A 21,679-nucleotide genomic window follows, 5' to 3' on the forward strand; every position below is an offset into this window, starting at 1 on the left:
CCATGGTCGAGCAATTCGCCTTCACGGTCGACGTCAAAAGCGTTGCAAACAAACAGATTCCATGCCACCCCGAGCAGAAGATGTTGGACGCTTTCCTACGTCGCGGTGAGTGGATTCCGAACTCGTGCAACCAGGGAACCTGCGGAACCTGCAAGGTGAAGGTTCTGTCCGGCACGGTCGCGCATCCGCCGACTCCCGACAGCGTGCTGTCGTATCAGGAACAAGAGGAAGGGTTCGTGCTGACGTGCCAGTCCGTACCTACTTCGGACGTCGTCATAGCGGTTCCGGCTGCTGACAAGCCAAGCAGCACAGGGCATCTCCTGAGGGACATGACAGCGACGGTGCTCCAGATGCAGACCACTGCCACCGACACGCTGACCATCTCGGTCGGCATCGACGAGCCGCTGGAGTTCTCGGCGGGTCAGTACGTCGAACTTGCAATCCCCGGCACGAATGACGTTCGCCAGTACTCGATGGCAAACCCGCCGAGTCAATCGAACGTTCTCGAGTTCCACATCCGACGTCAACCCGGCGGGTTGGCAACCGACGCGTGGATTTTCGACTCCCTCACGGCCGGAGATGCGATAAACCTGACCGGACCATGGGGTGATTTCGTGTACGACGACGATGACGACGAGACCGGGATGATTCTGCTCGCCGGCGGCACCGGGTTGGCACCACTCAAATCGATCGCCCTGCATGCACTGACCGTGAATCCACAACGGGAGATTCACCTCTACCACGGTGTTCGTCGGTCTGCGGACCTCTATGACGTGGAATTCTGGGAATCGCTCGCACGCAACTACTCCGGTGTCAGATACGTTCCCTGCGTCAGTCGCGAACACTGGAGTGGTCGCACCGGCTACGTCGGCGACGCCATGCTCGCGGATTTCGATTCCTGCCGCAATTACTCGGGCTACCTTTGCGGACCACCGGCGATGGTCGATGCCGGCGTCAAGGCTTTCAAACGGAAGCGAATGTCAGCGCGTCGGATTCGTCGCGAAAAGTACACCCCCGCACCCGCATTGATAAACGCGTGAGGACAAACGAGCAGGGTCAGGCGCAGCGCTCTTCTTCAAAGTCACGTAGAGCTCCTGGGGTTTGCCGCTCACGTTCCGGATCCGATCATGAGCGCGGCGAGGATTACCCCCGCACCACCAAGTACTCCGATCGCCGCTGCGGCGAACGTTGATTGTGTGACGGCGAGTGTGGCCACCGCGACCGTCGCCGACGAGGTCGCTGCGATAACAGCGATTCCCCGGGCCGCGGCCGTATTCGACGAACCGGAGTCGTGGTGGATCGGTATCTCGGGACCAGGTGTGGGGGAGGGCTCGGCGCGTTGACGTAGCTGCCTGAACACCTTCGCTGCCACATCCATGACCCTTATCCGTTCGCTCGGCATGTAGGGGATCGAACAAGCCGGCGGGGTCTAGGACGGTGCTCGCGACCTTACGCGCCTGCGTCGAGTTTGGCGATGATCGCGAGCGGCGGATCAAGCAACGACGAACTTGTACCCGTCACGGTCGCGCACTATTCGACCGACGCTGTGTCCGGCGAAATGTGTTCCGAACACCCGTACGCCAGTGTCGGCTACCGACTCGAGAAACTCCTGGCGTCCCTCGGCCGAGAGCCCCCGGTCCCAATCGCCGGCCGAGCTCCACGACGGGCGTGCGATCTGAATGGGGTGGTGAACGAAGTCGCCGGTGATGAAGCCGACCTCCCCGCTCGATTCGATCGTGATGCTGTGGTGAGCCTTCGTATGTCCGGGCGTCGAAGTGTACCGGACACCCTCGCAGACAACATGATTCGTTGGAACCAGGTCGACGAGGCCCGCATCGACACATGGTTGGATCGATTGTTCGAACACGAGCCGCGTCTGCCGATGAATGTCCGGATCAGGCCCAGCATGGTCAACGGCGTGTTCGTCGACAGCAGAGTTCGTCCCACCATGGGTAAGTTCCTTGTGGTAGTCGAATTCATCCTCGACGAACGTATATCGAGCGTTCGGAAATGTTGGTTCCCAACGACCATCCCGGAGGACCGTATTCCATCCCACGTGGTCGAGGTGCAGATGAGTGGCGACGACGTAGTCGATCTGTTCCGGTACGTAGCCCGCCCCGGCGAGCCGTGCCAGATAGTCGGTGTTCATGCCACCCCACGCGGGGATCAGAGGCAGGTCCTTGTGGTTGCCGCAGCCAGTGTCGACCAGGACGACGGCTGAACCTGTATCGACGACATAGGTGTGCACACTCCACAGTGTCTGGCCGTTCTCGGTTGCGTAGTCCGGGTACAGCCACGCGACGTCTTTCACCGCCTCGGGAGTGGCTTCCGCGATGATCCCGTCGAGTAGGCCGACCTCGGCCGTTATTTCGACGACTTGCGTGATCGACACATCACCGATCGTCCAGCTGTTCACCATGAGCATTCCCTGAATCGCTCTAACAGAGTTGCGGTTCTCGTCCTCGCGGCCCATCTTCCGCCATCTGGATGAGGAACGGTCGCGGTCGGGACGGGAAGGTTGGACGACCTCCATAGCCTTGGCGCTATGCCGGCATAAAGCACCTCGAGCCGCTGATCGGTTGCTGCCAAGTCGTCGACCTCGCGATCTGCCAAGCCACCGCAGATGTTCGTATCGCTTGATCTCGTGCGCGTCAGTCCGGCAGCCAGTGCAGTTCGTGCGCCAGGGTTTTGGCGACGGCACGGATGCGGCGGTGGAGTGGCAGCTGCTCGCGTGGGAGGACCATATGAATCGTCAGGCTGGGCGCGCCCCGCAGCGGTCGCCAGGTGAGACCGGCCGGTGCTGCCGTGACCGCGGCCTCTCCTGTCGGAGCGAGGGTGACCCCGTCGCGCAGATCGCCCTGAGACATGTCGAAAGAGACTGCGGGCGTGTGGAATCGGGGATGTGGTCGGGTGTCTCGGAACAGTGCGGACAGCTCATCATGAATCACGGGGTTGGCCGCACGGTCCGGGAGTCGCAGCGGATACGCGGCCGCGTCGGCAATCTCGATCTCCGGGTGTTCGGCCAACGGATGGTGCTGCGCCAACTGCACCCCGATGCGCTCACTCCGCAGCAGGAACCGGCGCACGCCACGGCCCGGCTGTTCACCGCGGGTGATCCCAGCATCGATGCGACCGTCGGCGACCGAGGGGGAGATGTCTGGCGTCGCCATCGGGACCGCGACGACCTCGAGTCCGCTGTTACCGCGAATCAGCCTGTCCACCAAGGCCGGTACCGTCTCGGCACCCGTGCTGAGGCTGTATCCGATGCGCAGCGTGCCCAATTCACCGGCACCCGCATTCCGGGCGGTGTCCCATGCCCGGTCCAGCGCGGCGAGCGCGGCTGGCGCGGATTCCGCCAAAGCCGCACCGGCCGTGGTCAATACGACGCTACGCGTGTTGCGAATCAGCAGGCTCGTACCGAGTTCCGCCTCCAATCGGCGCATCCGGGCGCTGAGTGCGGGCTGTGCGATACCGATCCGTGCGGCCGCGCGGGTGAAGTTCAACTCCTGCGCCAGCACCAGGAAGTACTGCAGGCTCACCGTATCCGGCGCCACGTGCCCTCCCCGTCGATTGATAACGATCCGTTCTGAGTCTATGCCGGACAGGTCTTTTCCTCGACCGCAAATCGAGCCCTAACCTGCGGATATGACGAATCAACGCTTTCGCCGGCGACCTCCCGCTGTGGTTGTCGGACACCGACTTCCACGCGCTTCTCGAAACCTGCTCCGTCCTCAACCAGATCCTGATTCTGCGGTCTCGTCGCTGGACGGAGGTCGTCATGCATAAGTTTGTGGTCCTTTATCGGAAGCCCGCCGACCCCGACCACTTCCGCGACTACTACGTGACCAAGCACCTTCCACTGGTCATGAAGATGCCCGGCCTGCTTGCGTGGCGCTACAGCTTCGACGTGGCGACGCCCAAGGGGGAAGCGCCGTATTTCGCGGTTTTCGAAGCCGAATACGCTGACGCCGCCGCGATGGCCGCGGCGCGGGAGTCGCCGCAGGGCCAGCGGGTGGCCGCCGATGTCGCCAATTACGCCACCGGCGGTGCCGTCATCATCCACTACCCGGTTCAGGACGGCACCGACTGAAGCACTGGTTGTGGTGGCAGATGGTCAGCTTGCCCGGTCCATGTCGTGGCAATCGACAGTGTGCCGCTGCTGAACGCCGCGGCAACGTGAGCAGAGCGCACGAAACCGCTATGACCACGGACACTTCTGCTAGCGCTCCGAAACTGGCGCGCGGAAATGGTGCTGGGTCAACTGGAACGGGCCAACACACTCCGTTCTCGGCGGGACAGTCGAATTAGTTCGACTTGGTGAGGACAGTTTCGGCAGCGCCATTCTGGACTCTTGACCGGAGTACTTATGCGTCGTGGGTCGGCATGGCGTTCTCCGGTGTTGGTACTGCGGTGTGCAGAGCTCGGGCCACTGCGCGCATGGCGGGGGTGTAGGCGCGGCGGGTGAGAGTCGCAATGTAAATCGACCGAGTCGGGACGTCGTCGGCTTTGTTGAATGCGACTGCGCGTACATCCGGGCGATGTTGAGCGATGGACAGCCGTGGCACCATGGCTACTCCGACGCCGGCAGCGACCATGGCCTGAATTTCCTGGTAGTCGTGGCCTTCATAGACCACGTCAGGATCGAAACCAGCAGCGCGGCAACTCCGATACAGCACTTCGGCCGCAGGGTGATCGGCGCTGCGGATGATCCACCGTTGCGATCGCAATGCGCTGAGCCATGCTCCGTCAGTGCCGATGTCCCGGTCGGCGGGGATGAGGAGCATGGTCGGGTCTTGCATCAGAGGTTCCAGAGTGAGTGAGCGCTCGGTCTCTTCGGTCCAGGAATAGCTCCACAGGATCGCCATCTCGATTTCGCTCGAGTGAAGCATTTCCAACAACTGTGGCCGCGTCGCAGAACGGACGCGAACGTCGATGTCGGGCCACCGCAGGTGATACTCCTTCAGCGCGTCCGACAGGATCGACGCGCTGGCGGTCGGGAAGGAACCCAACCGCACAGTCCCTTGGTGAAGGCCTCGGAGGGCATCGAGATCGCCACGGGCAGCACGCATTTCCCGTCGGAACAATCGTGCTCGCGCAACGAGCACCTGGCCGGCTTCGGTGAGTTCCACACCACGGGGCAAGCGGACGAGCACGGGCTGCTTGATCGATTGCTCGAGTTTGGTGATCCGCTGGGAGGCCGCAGAGGCCGTCATGTTCGCTCGGTCGGCCCCGGCGGTCAGCGATCCGGCCTCAGCGATATCGAGCAGCACGAACAGTGTGACGACATCGAAGGTAGGTGTTGTCATTCGTCGCGAGCCTCGATTCTGCGTTAAGTGCACCTAAACGTCAGGCTAGCAAATCGTGATTGTTCTGAAGTGATGCGGGCCATAGTGTGATCGGCATAACGTTGATCGGACGACGTGGGCGTGATCCACAACGGCCCTTCCGGCCGACGTGACCCCGGAGATGAAGTCCACAAGCTGGGCGACATCTCGCATCACTTCGAAAGGCAAGGACTGCCACCATGAGCATGGTAGAAATTCTCCCCTTGATAGCCCTGGTCGCGATGTTCGTCATCGCCAGCATCGTGCCGATCAACATCGGAATCCTCGGATTCATCGGTGCGTTTGCGGTCGGTGCACTGGTGCTGGGATACGACGACAAAGAGATCTTGGCGTCGTTCCCGAGCTCGATCGTGCTGACGATCATCGGAGTCACCTACTTCTTCGGCATGGCCAAGAAGAACGGGACGATCGACCTTCTGGTGAACGCGTGTATTCGCGCAGTTCACGGTCGCGTGACCGTCGTGCCGTGGGTGTTCTTCTTCTCCGCGTCGATCCTCACCGCACTGGGCACGTTCAGCCCGGCTGCAGTCGCGCTCATTTCCCCGGCGGCGATGTCGTTCGCGGCCAAGGCGCGGATGAGTCCGCTGGTGATGGGCATCATGACGATCAACGGCGCGCATGCCGGCGCGTTCTCGCCGATATCGGTGTCTGGGGTACTTGTCCATGACCTTGTAGAAAAGAATGGGCTCTCGATCAATCCGTGGATGCTGTTCTTCGCCAGCTACGGCATCAATTTGCTGCTTTCGATCCTGACCGTCCTCGGCTACTCACTGCTGGCCCGCATGCGCAACCTCGAGTACACCGCGACCGGATCGGCGCTGGCTGCGGCCACGGACGGCCAACCCTTCAGCAGGCCGCTGCACACGCCAAGCAGCTACCACGGCGGTGCGGGTGGTTCGGGCTCGTCGACGACGCTGCTCACCCGCCCGCGCACCGAGGTGGTTGAGGTCCAATCCCCGACAACGATCGTGACAGCAGTGCAAAAACTGACATTGGTGCTGATAGGCGCTCTGCTGGTGCTGGTGTTGGTCTTCCACTTGCCCATCAGCTTCATCGCGATCGCCGCCGGTGCGCTCCTGGCCTTCACCGACCTCAAAGGTCAGAACGACGCCATCGCCGGTATCAGCTGGTCCACCGTCCTGCTTGTCGCCGGAATGGTCACCTACATCTCCGTTCTCGAAGAGATCGGCACCATCGATCACCTCGCTCACCTGGCAATCACCATCGGCGCGCCGCTCCTGGTGGCCTTGGTTCTCTGCTACGTCATCGGTGTCACCTCCGCCTTCGCTTCCTCCACAGCCCTTCTCGCTGCGATCATTCCGCTCGCACTTCCGCTGCTGGAAACCAGCGCTCTGCCGGTAGTCGGAGTCGTCGCCGCCCTGGCCATCTCAGCCACCGTGGTCGACGTCTCGCCGTTCTCGACCAACGGTGCTCTCGTTCTCGCCAACGCCCAAGGCATCGAGCGTCGCGCTTTCTACCGGCAACTGATCATCAACGCCGGCATCGTTGTGGCGCTCGCGCCGGCCCTGTGCTGGACCGTGATGGTCCTGGTGCCCTCACTCGCAGGTTGATCGCCGCGGAAGCGTTAAGCACAGCGACGGTCACTCGCAGCAATTCGTAATTGTCCTACAGCCGCTGCCGCGGCACCCTTGAATAAGCGACGAACCAAACGCCTCCCGGACGATCCCGGTCAGGCAAGAGAGGTGCACACACATGTTCACCATCCGAGGAACCTGGATGCGCGGCGGTACCAGCAAATGCTGGCTTTTCAACGCCGTCGACATCGATCCGCTGATCGGCACCGTCGGCAGTCTGGACACTATCCTCGCTGCAGCCTTCGGCTCGGGCGATCCCAGGCAGCTCGACGGCATCGGTGGCGGCAGCTCGACCACCTCGAAGGCCGCGATCGTTCGTCGCTCGGTGCATGACGACGTCGACATCGACTACCTCTTCGCGCAGGTGGCAATTGCCGATCGCTCAGTCGAATGGGGCAGCAACTGCGGCAACTGCGCCACCGCCATCGGCCTCTACGCCATCCAGGCCGGACTTGTCACCGCACACCCGGACTCGACCAGGGTGCGGATGCGCAACGAAAACACCGGGGCCGTCCTGACCGCCGAGATCGCAACCCCGGGCGGCCACGTCCCCTTCGACGGCGACGCCATCGTCCCCGGAGCCGCCGCGCCCGGTGTTCCGGTGGATCTGACCTTCAACGCCCCCGTGAGCCGAGACCGGACGCTGTTGCCCACCGGCAACCCGATCGACCACCTCATCCTCGGAGCGTCCAGCTACCCGGCGACGCTGATCTCGGCCGGCGCCCCTGCCGTGCTGATCGATGCCCGCGACACCGATCTCGGTATCGTGCCGACCGACTCGCTGGAGCAAATCTCCACGGTCTTGCCCGCGCTGGTATCGCTGCGCCGACTCGCCGCGCTCCGAATGGGCCTGTGCGGCCCCGGTGATCCGGTCTCGCACGCGATACCCAAGATCGGAATCGTCGGTAGCCCAGAAGATTACGTCACCACCGCCGGCGCCGTGGTTTCCGCGGCTGACTACGACATCACGGTCCGAATGATCTCCATGATGGCCCCTCACCCCGCCATCGGACTGACCGCCGCAGTCGCAGTAGCAGCCGCAGCAACGGTCGCCGACTCGGTGGTCTTCAACGCGGCCTCAGCTCGGAAAAAGAAGAACACGCTGCGTATCGGTACCGCGGCCGGCGTGGTCCCCGTCGACATCACCATGATGGCGGACGGGCAGATCGGTGGAATCACCTTGCACCGCGCCGCGCGCCGCATCGCGTCTGCGGAACTCTTCATCGCTCCGCCTGTTCGAGAGCTGCTGGCGTCGGCGTAGCCGCACGGCACTCTCGCGACACACGCGCCCGCGCAGATGAGGCAGCCGACGAGTCCGGATCCGGCTGCGCCGACTGTACGGCCGCGCGCATGCTCATGGCGATAGTTACGCCAGAGGGTGCCGGTTCGCCACCCTATGAGAGTGGAGTGTCGTGCTCGCCGCGCATGCCGGGCGATGACCGAGGAGCAGCCGGTGGTACGGGTCCATGATCGAGACCTGACCCCTACTCGCCGTGATATTCGACGGAATCGTCAAAAGCCCGCACCGGTAGCTACGAACCGCCGTGTGAAGACCGTGAAGCATCGCATCTGCGAATTTCGCCATCGCGACATTTCGTTGCGCCGGATACGCTTTCACTGCACCGCAATTACCGAGCTGTAAGTCATCCTTCATGATGATTTGTTTTAAGGATCGGAGGTATCGGCGTGACTGAGTTGATCGCTCGCGTCGACGTTGATGACTTCGACACCTGGTTGGAGGTCCACCGAAGCAACGCCGAGCGCCGACGCGAGTATGGGATGATCGATGGGCCTATCTACCGTGATATCGACGACCCCCGCGCGGTCCTTGTTCAGACCCATGTGGAAGAACTTGATCGAGCTCTGCGGTGGTTCGGTAGCGAGGTCTTCAAGCAAGCGAGCGCGAAGTCGACGGCTGTCGGCCGAGAGTTCTACGTCGCACGGAAGTTCAAGCCTGGCGTGAGCTCCTAACTGCGAGGCCGCCCGTTGTCGGATCGGCCGGAGACGCCTGCCGTTCAGCCGCATCGAGCGGGTCTGAATTCAGACTTTCTTATCTGCGCGGTCGACGATGTCCTCGGTTCTTGTCGGGAGAGGTGGGCGATTGACGTTGTTTCCCTGGCACAAGAAGCTGATCGATTCTTCGAAAATCCGCGATTCCAGAATTCGCTCGGCCACATGAAAGCACGAGGTTAACGCACCTCCGCGAGACCGAGATACCAGAGGCAGACACCCAGAACAACGCAGGAGAAGTACGAACATGCGACGACGGATCCTCCACGCAGTTGCTGGCCGGCGCTCACGTCATGTCGGCACCCTGCGTACCAATCTCCGGGTGATCATCGGTGTAGCCGCGGTCGCAGCGCTGCCGCTCTTTTTGCCGGCCACGGCTGAAGCAGCGGGCTACGCTTCGTTCAGCACGGACGGAAGTTTGTTGCGGGCGGTGGTCACCGGCGTCAATCCCCCCTCGGGGGTCTGCTACATGGTCGCTGAAGGACCGACGCACCTGTCGAGATCCTTGTCGTCGAACTTCGGGGCCAACTCCGTGACCATCGATTTCGCCGGTGCACCAGACGGGGACTACAACGTACGCATCGATTGTCCCGACGTTTCGAACGCCACCTCCGTCAAATGGAATAACGGACTGCTCGAGCGGTAAATCCAGGCACGAGCGGCCTATCCACCTCCTTCAGGAAGCGACTGACCAGAATCCACACACTGTTCGCTCTACCTTCGAGTTGGTCGAGCGATCGATCGATGCCCTCGACGAACGAATCCTGCCGCGGGTCCGCGAACCGCCGGGCGGGCCAGTGCTTTGCTGCCGCGGGTTATCGTGATGCCGGGCAGGCGATCACGAGCTCGAACGGGATGCCGGTGCGCCCGGTTCGCCCAGGCTCACGTCCGGCTCCCGAGATCGAGGTTCGCGTAGCGTCTTTCCGGACGTCGGCAATGCCATCGTCATTGGTTGTCGTTGCCGCCGGATCGATGTGAATAACGGTGTATTCGCCTGCGGTAACGGTGATCGTGACGCCTCCGTCTTGGCGATAGACCGTGAGAACGTCAACGTTCCCGTGTGTGGTGCCGGTCAGTGTGACGGTCGACGTTGTTTGCGCGCATGTGGCGGCGCCGGTGCCGAATGATTGACCGTCGATGTACAACGATGAGTCGGCGGCGGGCGCCGTTGTCGTGGTGCCGGCGTTAGAAGGTGTTGTGGTCGCCGGCGATGGCGATGAGTTCGATTGGACATGGCCGACGACGGTGGTTGCCAGCTGAACCAGTGTCGCCTTCGTTTGGTCGTGTTTGCACGCGTGACAATTCATGTCGAACCAGTAATTGTCTTTCCGGACGAGAAGTTCTCCGGTGTCTGCTCGATAGTGAGCCTCCGACCCCAGCCCCGCGATCAATTCATACGCAGAAGACGCCTCGACGCCGAACGCGATTGTCGCGAGGCTGTAATCGCAGCCGGGATGACCGCCGATGTTCCAGGGTTTGCCGTCCGTGAGCCCGGTCAACCCGCCATCGAAACTGCTTGCTAGAGACTGGAAGTCGGCTTCCGTGAGGAATCGGCACAGATCTCCCGCAGGTACCGGATTGCCGAATTCGTCCGTCGTTTCCGTCGCAGCCGGTGCTGTAGTTTTTGTCGCTGTCGACTGCGTCGTCGAAGACGCGGCGGAGGAGCTGTCGGAGCCGGAGCAGGCAGCCATCAGCAATGTGACCAGGAATGCGAAGGCAGCGGCGAGGATGCGACGGTTCACAATCAAGTCCTACGGTTTGGGGCGGGGACACAGCCAACAGGTTCGATGAACTCGATGAAATCGCTACGAATTGTGGCATATTCTTCGCGCAAGGGGCCGAGATCTCGAAGATCACGGCCAGACGAATGACATTCCATACGGGGCTCGATCGTGGTCGGCGATAGTCACCCGCATTCACAGTGCGAGCCCTGCAATAGCGATCGCGGAACTAGCCGACGACTGGGAGGGTCAGTGGCTCCGACCCCTCCGCGAAAATAGTCACCGGCACCGGCGTGAGCCCGCCTCGGAAGCTGATATCGCCGCCGGTGAGGGCGAGCCGCAACGAGTGGCCCACATCGAAACTGTGCACGATGCCTGCCAGTGTGATCGGGACTGGCGCTGCCGGATCGGGAATCCGAACCGGAGTTATGAGCCCATTGATCAAGGTTGCTTTCCCGTCGGGTGCGACGTCGTATAGCTTGGCGAAAATAACTGGGGCGCCTGGTGATTGCACTCGTAATGTGACCTTGGGAATGCCGACTACGTCCATCGGCACCGTCATGGGTGCTGTGGTCCAGCTGGCCTCGGTGCCAGGAATCTGGGCGGTTGGAATGTTGCCGCTCGGTTCGATGTTCAGCGGTTCGATTCCGGTCGGCAAACCCAACGGCCCGGTGACAAACGTGCGTGCACCGGGCACAGCAGTCGCGGCGTCGTCGACCAGTCGTCCATCGCCGGATAACTCGAATGCGCGGTTGTTACCGACCGGAAAGCTGCTGCTCGACGCGTACGCGGGTGCAGCATTTCCTGTGTACGGCACCCAGTTTCGGAAATATGCGAACGGTGGGCCGGTGTCGACCCCGCTGTCTTTCAGGTAGTGGTCGAACCAGTCCAGCATGCGGCCTGACTCGTATTGCGTCGTAGGATCCAGCGGGCCCTTGACGCTGAACTCGCCAGGTGCGGGGGCGAAGTGGCTATGCCCCCACGAGTGCCAGATCATTTTCACCTCGACGCCTCGCGCCTGCAGTGCTTCGTACGTCGCAGCCGCCTCGTTGAGGGTGAAGAGGGTGTCTTGCTGCCCCTGGGCCAGCAGGACAGGGATGTTGATTCGTTCGGAAAACGTCGCCGTCGACGCATGTCGCAAGCGGACGGTGTTGTCAGGGTCGAGTTCACCCGTCATCAGGGCTTGGGCGATTGCTCCGCACATGAAGGCCACGTAATTCGGGCATTCCGCCCCTCGTGCGGGGTCGCCGAGGTATCCCGTAACGCCGGGGTTGTCGACACCGTCGACGAACAGCAGCGATGCGAACAGGAACTTGGCGGCCCCCGAGACTGCTGAGCTGACTCCGACGGTGGTAGAGGTTCCGTTCGGGGCTAGTGAATAGCTGAGGTCGTTCCACGTGATCATCGGGATGATCGTGTCGATACGCGCGTCGATCGAGGCAGCGGACAACTGTATTCCGCCGCCGTAGGATCCGCCGAACATCCCGACCCGCGGGTCATATTGAGCCGGCACCCCGTTATGGTCCACGGGGTCGATGCGAACCATGTCGAGAGCTGGTAGCGGACTTTTCAGAGCGGTGTCGGTGAACGCGATGCCACTTTGTCCCCCGAGAAAGCTCACCAGTTGTGCGGCTGCGGCGCCGTCGTACAGCGGATCGTCGAGCGAGATCTTGCATTCGGATCCACCGAACCCGAGGCCGGAATATGCAAGCGTGACGTAGCCATTTCTGGCGAACATCTGCGCAGCGCCGACTTGGTCGTGGTACGAACCGCCGAATCCGTTGGTAGTCAACAGCGCAGGCGCTCGGTTGTCGGGGCCCACGCCGCTCGGTACGAACAGCTCACCCTCGACTGTGCACTGGGTAGCACCGCCGGGACCGACGTGAACCGACAGGGACAGGACCTGGCTCGTGAAACTGGGTGGATCGGCGGTGGCGGGTCCGGCAACGGCGAATGCGGCAGACAGCACGCCGACGCAAACGATGGCGATCGTCCGCATTCACGCCTCCTCTGGGCTTGTTCGAGCGAAAACTACCGGGAACTAGACGAGCTTCTCCCCGTATGTCTGTCGTCCCATGAGGAAGGTTGCCTCGACCTGTAGGTCGCGCAGTTTCTCCGGGGGAGTGGTTCGCGGATTGGCCGAGAGCACAACAAGATCGGCAGACTTGCCGGTTTCCAAGCTGCCGATATCCGAGTCGAGATGCAGTTGCCACGCAGCGTCGATCGTCGCCGCCTTGATGGCCGCGTCGATGCCAATGCGCTGCTCCGGGGCTAGCACGCGGCCGCTGCCTTTGGCGACTCGAGTCACTGCGGTGGCGATGTTTCCGATCGGGTTCGGCGGCGTGACGGTGCCGTCATTGTGAAAGGAGATGCGCAGGCCAGCGTCCAAGGCCGACTGAGCCGACATCCATTGTGCGCCATGGTCAGGTCCGAACAGCTCGTCGATCAGCACGTCGCCCCAGTAATAGACGTGCTCCATGAAAAAGCTTGGCGTGACGCCTAGTTTCGCCGCTCGTTCGAACTGGTCCGGCCGCATCGCGCCGACGTGCTCGACCCGCGACCGCAGGGCTGGGGACGCATCTGCCTTTTCGTAGGCGTCGAGGACGACGTCGACTGCTGCGTCGCCGTGCACGTGACACGACAGCTGCCAGCCCTGCTCGACGAACGCCGACGCCAGTTCGCTGACCTGCTCCGGCGTGTAGTTCATGCCACCGTGATGGTGCGGGCCCAGGCCCATCCGGGCCGTCGTCGCGTCGGTGAGATACGGGAACGTCGTAAAGATATTGCCTTGCCAGGGTGAGCCGTCGGCCCACAGCTTCATCCCGATCTTGGCGAACAACTCGTCCGCTCCGGGCCGCTTGCTTGCCGCGTTTGCAGGATCATTCGCCAGCTCCGGCGTACCGATCTCATAGGCCCGGATTCGCAACGGGCAGTCCGGTTCCTGCGCGAGCTTTGTCAACAACGCGTGCTGCGGGCCAGCCTCGTATGCGTGCTCGCTGGCGGTGGCGATGCCGGCCTGAGCCAGCTGATCGTAGGCCCATCGAACATTGGTGTGTGCGTGCGCGGCAACAACTTTCAGAAAGGGCACGGTCAACCTCATGATTGCAGCCTGCTCGAGCACCTCCCCGGTCAGCTCGCCGTCGGCACCGTGCACAAACTGCGCTCCCGTCGGCTTCGGCGTGTCCTTGGTGATGCCTGCCAGCTCGAACGCCGCGGTATTGGCATACGCGGCATGCCCGCTGTTCGAAACGATGACGATGGGATTGTCGGGTACCAGTACATCCAACTGTGATCGGGTGGGTAGCTGCAGATCCGTCTGCAACAGAGGGTCGATGCCATTCGCCAGTATCTCCGTGCCCTTCGGCGTCGCCTTTGCCGCATCGCTGATTTTCTGCCAGACTCGCGCGGCCGTCGGCACGATGAACGGGCGGACGTCGACAGCTGGCGGCGCAAGCGACAGGCCCATTTCGAACGGATGACCATGTGCCTCGACAAAGGCTGGCAATATTGCCCGCCCCTCCAGATCGACCACCTCCGTGCGGGCCTGCTTCAACTGCATCACGTCGGACGTCGATCCGACCGCGCTGATCCTTCCGCCTGTAACCGCTAGTGCTTCGGCCTCTGGCGCTCCCGGCGCTACCGTCACGACCGGCCCGCCGATGAAGATGACGTCGGCGCACCTCTCGGTGCTCCTGTGGTCGTTCGACGAATCACGCGCCATTCCCGGTCACCACCTTTCGTGAACTGCCGTTCGCTCAACGATGCGAACTCCCAATATCGTTTCAGCGCAACGTGAATCGCGACCTCATCGCTCCGCGGTCCGCCGCCATCAGGTGCGAATCGACATGGCAGGAGGGTAGCTCACGCGGTGCAGAAAAGTGACATGAATCACGTATCGGCAACGTCCGACAGGTAAGGTGCGTTGCTATGAAGCCAGAACTCGGGGCCGATTTGGCCCAGCGACTTGCTGAGTTGTACATGGAAGTGCACAGCGACCCCGAGCTATCGATGCAGGAGCATGCGACGGCGCGACTGGTAGTTGCCGCTTTGGCAGGTACGGGCTGTGAAATCACCGAAAACGTCGGCGGCACAGGGGTAGTCGCCGTTCTCGACAACGGCCCTGGCCCTGTCGTTATGTTACGCGCGGACATGGATGCGCTGCCGGTCGCAGAGCAGACCGGCCTGCCCTATGCGAGTACGAAAACCGCAATCGACCCGTCCGGCAACACCGTGCCGGTGATGCATGCGTGCGGGCATGACATGCACGTCACCTGTCTGGTCGGTGCGTTGCATCTGCTTTCGGACGCACGCGAGCAGTGGTCGGGAACCGTGCTGGGGGTGTTTCAGCCTGGGGAGGAGACCTGCGAGGGCGCTAAGGCAATGCTCGCCGACGGCATCTTCGACCGTTTTCCGAAGCCGTCGATCATCCTCGGCCAACACGTTGCGCCCCTGCCCTCTGGAATGATCGGGCACGGCTCGGGGCCGGTGATGGCGGCTGCGGACTACGTCTGGGTGACCCTGCACGGCCGCGGCGCTCACGGCTCGATGCCTGAGCGGTCGGTCGATCCGGTGCTGATGGCGGCGGCCACAGTGATGCGACTCGAGGCGATCATCTCGCGCGAGGTGGCGTCACGGGAGCAGGCTGTCGTTACCGTCGGCGTCGTCCAGGCCGGTAACGCGCCCAACGTCATCCCCGAGTCCGCCCGACTCGGCATCAGCTGCCGGACATACTCGCACGAGGTTCGCGATACCGTCCGGGCGGCGGTCGAGCGGATCATTCGCGCCGAAGCGCTCGCGAGCAACGCGCCGAAGGACCCCGAGTTCGACTGGTACGTTCAGGCCCCGGTCACGGTGAACGATCCAGCCGCCACCGTCAAGACCATCGGCGCTTTCGAAGCACACTTCGGGGCGGATCGCGTCCGGCCTATTCCACCGGCGTCCGGCAGCGAAGATGTCGCTGAGTTCGGCAACGCCATCGAAGTGCCTTTGGTCTTCTGGTTCTGGGGTGGCACGGACCCAAAGGTCTTTGCCGACGACGTCAGCTTGGGCGTCTCACCGCCGAGCAATCATTCGGCTTATTTCGCCCCGGTCATCGAACCCACCATCACGACGGGAGTCGAAGCGCTGACTGTTGCCGCTTTGACCTGGCTGGGTTCACCGACCACCTGATACTGGTCAGGAACTGCTGTCTTCGACCCAACTCTCACGGTGCGGAAATATGCTCCAGATCGCCATACCGATCTGAAATCCGAGCGCGATCGACATAATCGACACGAGCATCACGGTGACGGCGTCCCCACCTGACCCGCCTGCGAGTTCGGCGATGCCGATCAAGCCTACCGAGCTCGGGACCAGCAGCCAGAATCCTGGCGCCAACACCACTTGGGTGGCCGGCGTCATTGGAAGGCGGCCCAACGCGAGCGCGCAGATCATCAGCACGAGGCCCCCGCCGAATCCACTGACATATCCGCCGACCGCCCCGGCCGTTGCGACCTGCGCCCCGTACGTCACGAACAGGACAAGTACCAGCCATGGTGCGAACCCCGGTGGCGGTCCTAGATACAGCACCATGCCTACCGCATAGACGGCGACGCCGAGCCACGGCGCCCACGGTCCGAAGGTATTGCGAGCAGCGTCGGTCAGCTCGAACGAGGACAAACCCAGCACTTGGATCGCGAGCACGATACCTAGCGCGAGTTGAGCCAGATTCAAGAGTCCCGTCATCAGTCGCGCGGCACCGGAAACCATTTGCCCGGTGGAAGCTTCGATCACCGCCAAGGTGATCGCCACTCCCGGCAGGAACAGGATCAGCGGTGGAATTAAGACACGCAGGCTCTCGTGCCCCATGTGCAGCAATCGGCCGAGGCTGAACGCCAAGTACGTAACGACAAACGCGCTCAACACAGGGAGCAGTTGCCGCACTCCGTCATTGTTGCCGGTGATCAATTCGAGCACGCCCACGAGGAGCCCGAAGCCGGTCGCTGCGATCAATGCCGCAGGTGTGGGTTGCAGAATCAGCGCGTAGGCGGCGCTCTGCACGCCACACCCTGACACACCGACCCAGGCAGGGAAGCGCTTGGGCATCGCCCGGATGCGATCGAGTTCGGCGATACCGTCCGCGGCCGTGATCAGCCCCCGCTCGGCCTTATGGACGAGCTCTCCCACAGGAAACGTTTGGTCATAACGCAATGGACGGTCGCGGTTCGCGACCTTGGTCTGAGCGCCATCGCCCACCTGGATGAAATTCGGCAGTACCAGCAGCGGGCACGTGGTGCCGTACTGGGCAGAGATTCGGATCAGCGCACGTCGCACGACGGTAACGGGATAGTCGGCACCAAGCATCGCGGATCCCAGTCGGGCCAGAAACGCGACCTGGATCGCCCGATCGTCAGGCGGTTCGGCTACGTGCGCCATGGCGACACTTTAAGTGTCGGGATGCACCGATCGTTGGCGCAATGGGGCGGGAAGGCCAGTTTGTCGAATTTCCCGCGCGAGTACGTGGCTCGTTGACAGGATCGTCCTGAATCGACACGCAAGCGCCGCAAACCCAGTGGAGACAAGTGGAGACAGCGGACACATGATCTCGACGCGACAGGATTTGCGGGTGCTTGCCGCCACTTTTGCGGCGCTCCTGCTAATGCTCTTCGTAACGGCGTGTGGATCAGACTCCGCACAGCCTCAACCCTACGGGCACGCCGGCCGCTGGATCACCGACGATGTCGGTCGGGTCGTCACCTTTCACGGCGTGAACATGGTGAACAAGCTGCCGCCGTACGACCCGGCCGGGGTCGGCTTCGGCGACGACGATGTTGCGTTGCTGGTGCGAGAGGGTATCAACGCGGTTCGTGTCGGCGTGCTGTGGGCCGGTCTCGAGCCTTCCGCCGGCCAGTACAACGACGCCTACCTCGATAGCATCGCCGCCACGGTGAGCATGCTCCACGCCGCGGGCATCACCTCGCTGCTGGACATGCACCAGGACGGCTACGGGGTGGCGTTCAACGGCGACGGCGCACCAGCCTGGGCGACGCTGACCGACGATCTGCCAATCGAGCCGCTCAAGGCTTTCCCGCTGGACTATGCAACCAACGCAGGCTTGCAGCGGGCCTACGACAACTTTTGGGCCAACAAGCCGGGGCCGGGCGGGGTGGGGTTGCAGGACCGCTACGCCGCGGCGTGGAGGCACATCGCCGAACGCTTCCGCGATACGCCTGGACTGCTCGGCTACGAGCTGATGAACGAACCCTTCCCGGGATCACCGTGGAAACAATGCGAGCAGGCCTGCCCTGAGTTGGATGCGAACGTCTTGACCCCGTTTTCGCGAAAGATGTTGCAAGCCATCCGCATGGCGGATCGTTCGCACTTCGTATGGTACGAGCCGTGGGTACTGTTCGACGCCGGAGCAGACACGCGCGTAGGCCCGCTCGACGATCCGCTCGTGGGGCTTTCGTTCCACGATTACGACACCAAGGATCTCGATAAGCCGCTGCATAACGCGGACGCGCACTCCGAGCGCACCACGGATGCTTTGCTGATGACCGAACTCGGTGCCACTACCGACGCATCCTTGGTCACCAACCTGATGGCTGCCGCGGACCGGGCGATGGCATCGCCGATCTACTGGGCCTACGCCAACAACGCGCCGTTCCCCATCCCGCCCGGAGTCGGCGTCGCCAGCCCGCGGGAGCAGGGGCTCGTGCTCGACCCCGGACAGCCGTTGACCGGCAACAACGTGCAGACCGCGATCTGGAATGCGCTGGTCCGCCCCTATCCGCAAGCCGTTGCCGGCACGCCGTTGCGATGGAGCTACGACCCCGACGCGAGGGTGTTCGACTTCGTGTACGCCAACTCTCGAGCAGGTGGCGGAGATTTCACCAAAGACCTCGAAACGGTGGTCTTCGTCCCTGCTCGGAACTACTCAGCCGGCTACGCAGCGACCGTCCAGGGCGGCCGCGTGGTCTCGGCAGCCAATGACTCACGATTGCGGGTGGTGGCCGACGGCGGAGCCCCGGAAGTCACAATTCATATAGCACCACAATGATGTTGGGCGTTTTGGGGTTTGTTTTGCCCATGGACCCGTTCGATGAGGCGCGCCATTTCCTGCGCTTGCCGATCATGGGTTGGTGATCACGCCGGGACCGGAGATGACGGCGACCTGCGCAGTCGCCTTCGAATTCGACACGGCACGAAAGTAGCTCACGACACCTCGGTGGAGGTGCACCTTATTGCTAATCGACCGGGCCTATTCGGGGGCGAGTCGTCCGTTATCGAAGATGCACTCTTGTTGTCGATCGTGACCGGAAGTGCCGGTCGGCGTGCTTTCATTCTCGCGTGAGCGCTGTTGGGACTGTCATCATCGTCCTATTGCTGGTCCTGGCGATGGGCCCGCTGCGTGAACGCCCGAGGCCGCGGAAGAGTCGTCGGCGCCGCGTTCCCGCGCTTGTTGGCGCGATCGCGTTGCTCGGTATCGTCGCGGGCTGCTCTAGCAACGAGGAGGTGAACTCGAAGGATGTCGCAGCAGATGAAGAATGCGATTTGGTTGCGCAAGCGGCGACGTCTGCGACGACATCGACCAACGGAACCGTTGTGCCGGCCCCGATCCCGACACCAATGAATGCATCGCTCGCGCCACTGACGACAGTAGATGCACCTCTAGCCCCCGGGAGCCCGCCACAAGTCCCCGTCGAGCCACCGCCAGCTTCTGTCGAGCCACCGCCAGCTTCCGTGGAGACGACAACGACGACGACCACCACCACGACCACGACGGTGCCGATCACCGTGATCGAGCCGCCACCGACACCGACGACGACGTTCGACACATATATCGCGCCGCCGCCGATGCCACCACCGCCGACCAATCCGCCGCCGCCCAATCCGCCGCCGACTGTCCCGACGACTATCGCGCCGCCACCAGAACCACCGCCAACGGAGACGGCGATAGCGCCGCCACCGAAGCCCCCGCCGGTGACCAACCAGACAGCATCGCGGCGTACCTGCTGATTCGATGGCGTGTCCATCACAAAGCGAGCTCGCGCGCGCTCGAGCCGCGGCCATGTGCTCGGCGGCGGGATCGCCAACGGAGCAACCTCGCTGACTAGCTCGACGCTAAGGTTCGCTGGCTGGCACGCAGACGACGGCGACACCGCGTCCTAATACCGCATGCCCTACTGCAGGAGGCCACAGGATGCGACGCGTTCATTTCCTCGGCCTCTTCGATGGTTGTCGACAGCACCGTGGCGTTGGTCTCAGTCTATTTCCGTTGTGGCGGAGCCGATATGTAATCGAAGGGACGACCTACTGATCAGGAGGCAGCGACGTGGAGCTATTTGTGCTCGTTGCAGCCATCCCTGTCCTCGCTGTGCTCGGCGTGCTGATGATCGTCGTTCTTTTTTGGGTCGAGATGCGTCGAATGGCCACCGATTCCGACCCGTCAGGGCAAGTCATGGAGCACTCCGTGGGGCGCCCGGAGTCGCAGACGCTGCGCGCGCTCGCCGTCGACGCCGGAGGCCACACGGATGGCCGAGACTGAGTTTTGGTCCCGCCGCGCAGCGGGGCGGTTTTTAGAAGTAGTGGGCTCGCCCGCCTACTGGTCGACCGGTCCGGCCGAGTAGAACCAGTACCAAACCAACTACGATGAGAACGATTCCGATCGTCCACAAGATCGATATTTTGGCCACGAAACCGACCAGCAGCAGAACGATACCGAGCACGATCATGACGACCTCTTCCTTGTGTGCGAGCCAAGGTGGCTGCACTGCAGATAGGGTTCCCCCAGTTCAGATGCCCTAAACCGCATCCGTCGCCGCGTCGGGTAAGTCCTGCCCGGCCGGCGACAGTCAGGCTGACAACGAGCGGTTATACGGCATTCGAATGTCGTCCAGCATCGGCGAGAGCGACGAGTGTGCGAACACCGTAGGCCAGACAACGTTCGTCGAGTAGAAAGTTCGGTTGATGTAGGTCTTGAACCGGGCTCGTCCCGTCCCAGACTCCGAGGCGTGCCATGGCGCCGGGGATATGTTCGAGGTACCAGCCGAAATCCTCACCGCCACTGGATTGTTGGGCCTCCACTAAATTTCCGGCGCCGACGACCGACTCGATCGCGGTTCGCAGCTCGGCGGCGCATTCGGGGCTGTTCGTGACCGGTGGAACGCCTTGCTGATAGATGACCTCGTGCGGTACGTCGTATGGTGCGAGCAGTTGTTCGATGGTATTTCGAACAAGTGACTCCAGCGTCTTCCACGTCTCGTGTGACGCACTGCGCAAGGTGCCGACGAGCTCACCGGATTCGGGCACTGAGTTCCCTACGTTGCCGGCGGCGACTTTGCCCCAGGTCAGCACCGTCGCCGTGCGGGCATCCAATCGACGATCCAACACCGACGCCAAGCCAGTAATCAGTACCGCTGTGGCATGGATGAGGTCGCCGGTCAGGTGGGGGCGCGCAGTGTGGCCGCCTGAGGAGGTCAGTCGCACCGTGACCGAGGCGTTCGACGAGGTGATCGGTCCGACGCGAGTCGCGAGCTTTCCGACTTCTAGATGTGGATCACAATGCAACGCAAAGATTTTCGATACGCCTGTCAAGCCACCAGCTTCGATCACCTTCAGTGCGCCCCCTGGGATGGTCTCCTCTGCGGGCTGAAATATCAGCCGGACCGGCGGCGGCCGTTCCGATCCGGCAATTACGGTCGCCGCTCCCAGCAACATAGCCGCGTGGGCGTCGTGGCCACACGCGTGTGTCACGCCGGGGTTCGTCGACGCGAATGGAAGCCCGGTCGTCTCCGTAAGGGGGAGTGCGTCCAGGTCGGCTCGAAGGCCAACGCGCGCACCATCGTCGGGTCCGATGTCGCACCAGAGGCCGGTGCCGTGCGGCAAGACGGTGGGAGTGAGGCCGAGCTGCTCGAGATGCGTGCGGACAGTTTTCGTCGTTCGGTGTTCGTCGAAGGCGAGCTCGGGGTGAGTGTGCAGGTCTCGCCGCCAGTCGATCACCTGGTCGTCGTCGATGTCCATCGTCGCC

At 62.6% G+C, this 21,679-nt stretch carries 20 protein-coding genes; 9 read left to right on the forward strand and 11 right to left on the reverse strand.

The window, feature by feature from the left end; translation table 11 throughout:
* The first annotated feature begins 2 nt into the window (after nucleotides 1–2).
* Nucleotides 3–1,040 (forward strand): 2Fe-2S iron-sulfur cluster-binding protein, encoded by a 1,038-nt coding sequence (locus tag FGL95_RS25100; RefSeq protein WP_169592395.1) that lies wholly within the window; start codon nucleotides 3–5, stop codon nucleotides 1,038–1,040.
* A 68-nt stretch (nucleotides 1,041–1,108) separates the two neighbouring features.
* On the opposite strand, the gene FGL95_RS25105 is transcribed toward FGL95_RS25100, so the two are convergent.
* The 3 genes from FGL95_RS25105 to FGL95_RS25115 all read right to left on the reverse strand — a co-directional run bounded on the left by FGL95_RS25105 (nucleotide 1,109) and on the right by FGL95_RS25115 (nucleotide 3,554).
* Complete coding sequence (locus FGL95_RS25105; RefSeq protein WP_169592397.1) at nucleotides 1,109–1,378, reverse strand: hypothetical protein; 270 nt, start codon at nucleotides 1,376–1,378, stop codon at nucleotides 1,109–1,111.
* Nucleotides 1,379–1,492: 114 nt separating this feature from the next.
* Complete coding sequence (locus FGL95_RS25110; protein WP_169592400.1) at nucleotides 1,493–2,419, reverse strand: MBL fold metallo-hydrolase; 927 nt, start codon at nucleotides 2,417–2,419, stop codon at nucleotides 1,493–1,495.
* Nucleotides 2,420–2,651: 232 nt separating this feature from the next.
* On the reverse strand, nucleotides 2,652–3,554 hold the full coding sequence (locus FGL95_RS25115; RefSeq protein ID WP_169592403.1) for a LysR substrate-binding domain-containing protein: 903 nt from the start codon (nucleotides 3,552–3,554) through the stop codon (nucleotides 2,652–2,654).
* Between the two features lie 224 nt (nucleotides 3,555–3,778).
* Between FGL95_RS25115 and FGL95_RS25120 the strand changes: the two genes are divergently transcribed.
* Nucleotides 3,779–4,090 carry an EthD family reductase gene (locus FGL95_RS25120; RefSeq protein WP_169592405.1) on the forward strand — a complete coding sequence of 104 codons (312 nt, stop codon included), beginning with the start codon at nucleotides 3,779–3,781 and terminating at the stop codon, nucleotides 4,088–4,090.
* Nucleotides 4,091–4,364: 274 nt separating this feature from the next.
* Here FGL95_RS25120 and FGL95_RS25125 read toward each other — a convergent pair whose 3' ends face one another.
* Nucleotides 4,365–5,306, reverse strand: coding sequence for a LysR family transcriptional regulator (locus FGL95_RS25125; protein ID WP_169592408.1), 942 nt, complete (start codon nucleotides 5,304–5,306; stop codon nucleotides 4,365–4,367).
* A gap of 218 nt (nucleotides 5,307–5,524) precedes the next feature.
* Between FGL95_RS25125 and FGL95_RS25130 the strand changes: the two genes are divergently transcribed.
* The 4 genes from FGL95_RS25130 to FGL95_RS25145 all read left to right on the forward strand — a co-directional run bounded on the left by FGL95_RS25130 (nucleotide 5,525) and on the right by FGL95_RS25145 (nucleotide 9,596).
* Nucleotides 5,525–6,916 (forward strand): SLC13 family permease, encoded by a 1,392-nt coding sequence (locus FGL95_RS25130; protein WP_169592410.1) that lies wholly within the window; start codon nucleotides 5,525–5,527, stop codon nucleotides 6,914–6,916.
* A gap of 142 nt (nucleotides 6,917–7,058) precedes the next feature.
* Nucleotides 7,059–8,201 (forward strand): PrpF domain-containing protein, encoded by a 1,143-nt coding sequence (locus FGL95_RS25135; protein WP_169592413.1) that lies wholly within the window; start codon nucleotides 7,059–7,061, stop codon nucleotides 8,199–8,201.
* A 425-nt stretch (nucleotides 8,202–8,626) separates the two neighbouring features.
* A complete protein-coding gene (locus FGL95_RS25140; protein ID WP_169592415.1) occupies nucleotides 8,627–8,911 on the forward strand; it encodes a hypothetical protein in 285 nt (94 codons plus the stop codon).
* 361 nt (nucleotides 8,912–9,272) lie between these two features.
* Nucleotides 9,273–9,596, forward strand: a complete 324-nt coding sequence (locus FGL95_RS25145; protein ID WP_169592418.1) for a hypothetical protein — start codon at nucleotides 9,273–9,275, stop codon at nucleotides 9,594–9,596.
* A gap of 169 nt (nucleotides 9,597–9,765) precedes the next feature.
* Here the strand turns inward: FGL95_RS25145 and FGL95_RS25150 are convergent, their stop codons facing one another.
* The 3 genes from FGL95_RS25150 to FGL95_RS25160 form a co-directional block, all read right to left on the reverse strand.
* A complete protein-coding gene (locus FGL95_RS25150; RefSeq protein WP_169592420.1) occupies nucleotides 9,766–10,692 on the reverse strand; it encodes a hypothetical protein in 927 nt (308 codons plus the stop codon).
* 208 nt (nucleotides 10,693–10,900) lie between these two features.
* Nucleotides 10,901–12,670 carry a CocE/NonD family hydrolase gene (locus tag FGL95_RS25155; RefSeq protein WP_169592423.1) on the reverse strand — a complete coding sequence of 590 codons (1,770 nt, stop codon included), beginning with the start codon at nucleotides 12,668–12,670 and terminating at the stop codon, nucleotides 10,901–10,903.
* A 42-nt stretch (nucleotides 12,671–12,712) separates the two neighbouring features.
* Nucleotides 12,713–14,392, reverse strand: a complete 1,680-nt coding sequence (locus FGL95_RS25160; protein WP_169592426.1) for an amidohydrolase family protein — start codon at nucleotides 14,390–14,392, stop codon at nucleotides 12,713–12,715.
* A 206-nt stretch (nucleotides 14,393–14,598) separates the two neighbouring features.
* Between FGL95_RS25160 and FGL95_RS25165 the strand changes: the two genes are divergently transcribed.
* Complete coding sequence (locus tag FGL95_RS25165) at nucleotides 14,599–15,840, forward strand: amidohydrolase (RefSeq protein WP_169592428.1); 1,242 nt, start codon at nucleotides 14,599–14,601, stop codon at nucleotides 15,838–15,840.
* 6 nt (nucleotides 15,841–15,846) lie between these two features.
* Here the strand turns inward: FGL95_RS25165 and FGL95_RS25170 are convergent, their stop codons facing one another.
* Nucleotides 15,847–17,085: a threonine/serine exporter family protein gene (locus tag FGL95_RS25170; RefSeq protein ID WP_169592431.1), complete on the reverse strand. Its 1,239-nt coding sequence runs from the start codon at nucleotides 17,083–17,085 to the stop codon at nucleotides 15,847–15,849.
* Between the two features lie 163 nt (nucleotides 17,086–17,248).
* Between FGL95_RS25170 and FGL95_RS25175 the strand changes: the two genes are divergently transcribed.
* Nucleotides 17,249–18,709 carry a cellulase family glycosylhydrolase gene (locus FGL95_RS25175; RefSeq protein WP_169592434.1) on the forward strand — a complete coding sequence of 487 codons (1,461 nt, stop codon included), beginning with the start codon at nucleotides 17,249–17,251 and terminating at the stop codon, nucleotides 18,707–18,709.
* Between the two features lie 280 nt (nucleotides 18,710–18,989).
* Here FGL95_RS25175 and FGL95_RS25180 read toward each other — a convergent pair whose 3' ends face one another.
* The gene (locus FGL95_RS25180; RefSeq protein ID WP_169592437.1) at nucleotides 18,990–19,685 is read right to left on the reverse strand and encodes a hypothetical protein; all 696 of its coding nucleotides are present in this window, start codon (nucleotides 19,683–19,685) and stop codon (nucleotides 18,990–18,992) included.
* 299 nt (nucleotides 19,686–19,984) lie between these two features.
* On the opposite strand from FGL95_RS25180, the gene FGL95_RS25185 reads away from it, so the two are divergent.
* On the forward strand, nucleotides 19,985–20,197 hold the full coding sequence (locus FGL95_RS25185; protein WP_169592439.1) for a hypothetical protein: 213 nt from the start codon (nucleotides 19,985–19,987) through the stop codon (nucleotides 20,195–20,197).
* A 31-nt stretch (nucleotides 20,198–20,228) separates the two neighbouring features.
* Here the strand turns inward: FGL95_RS25185 and FGL95_RS25190 are convergent, their stop codons facing one another.
* Nucleotides 20,229–20,384 (reverse strand): DUF6131 family protein, encoded by a 156-nt coding sequence (locus FGL95_RS25190; protein ID WP_240963301.1) that lies wholly within the window; start codon nucleotides 20,382–20,384, stop codon nucleotides 20,229–20,231.
* 139 nt (nucleotides 20,385–20,523) lie between these two features.
* Nucleotides 20,524–21,672, reverse strand: a complete 1,149-nt coding sequence (locus FGL95_RS25195) for an amidohydrolase (protein ID WP_169592442.1) — start codon at nucleotides 21,670–21,672, stop codon at nucleotides 20,524–20,526.
* Between the last annotated feature and the right edge of the window lie 7 nt (nucleotides 21,673–21,679).

Origin of the sequence: Antrihabitans stalactiti (assembly GCF_012932915.1) — a bacterium.
GTDB lineage: Bacteria > Actinomycetota > Actinomycetes > Mycobacteriales > Mycobacteriaceae > Antrihabitans > Antrihabitans stalactiti.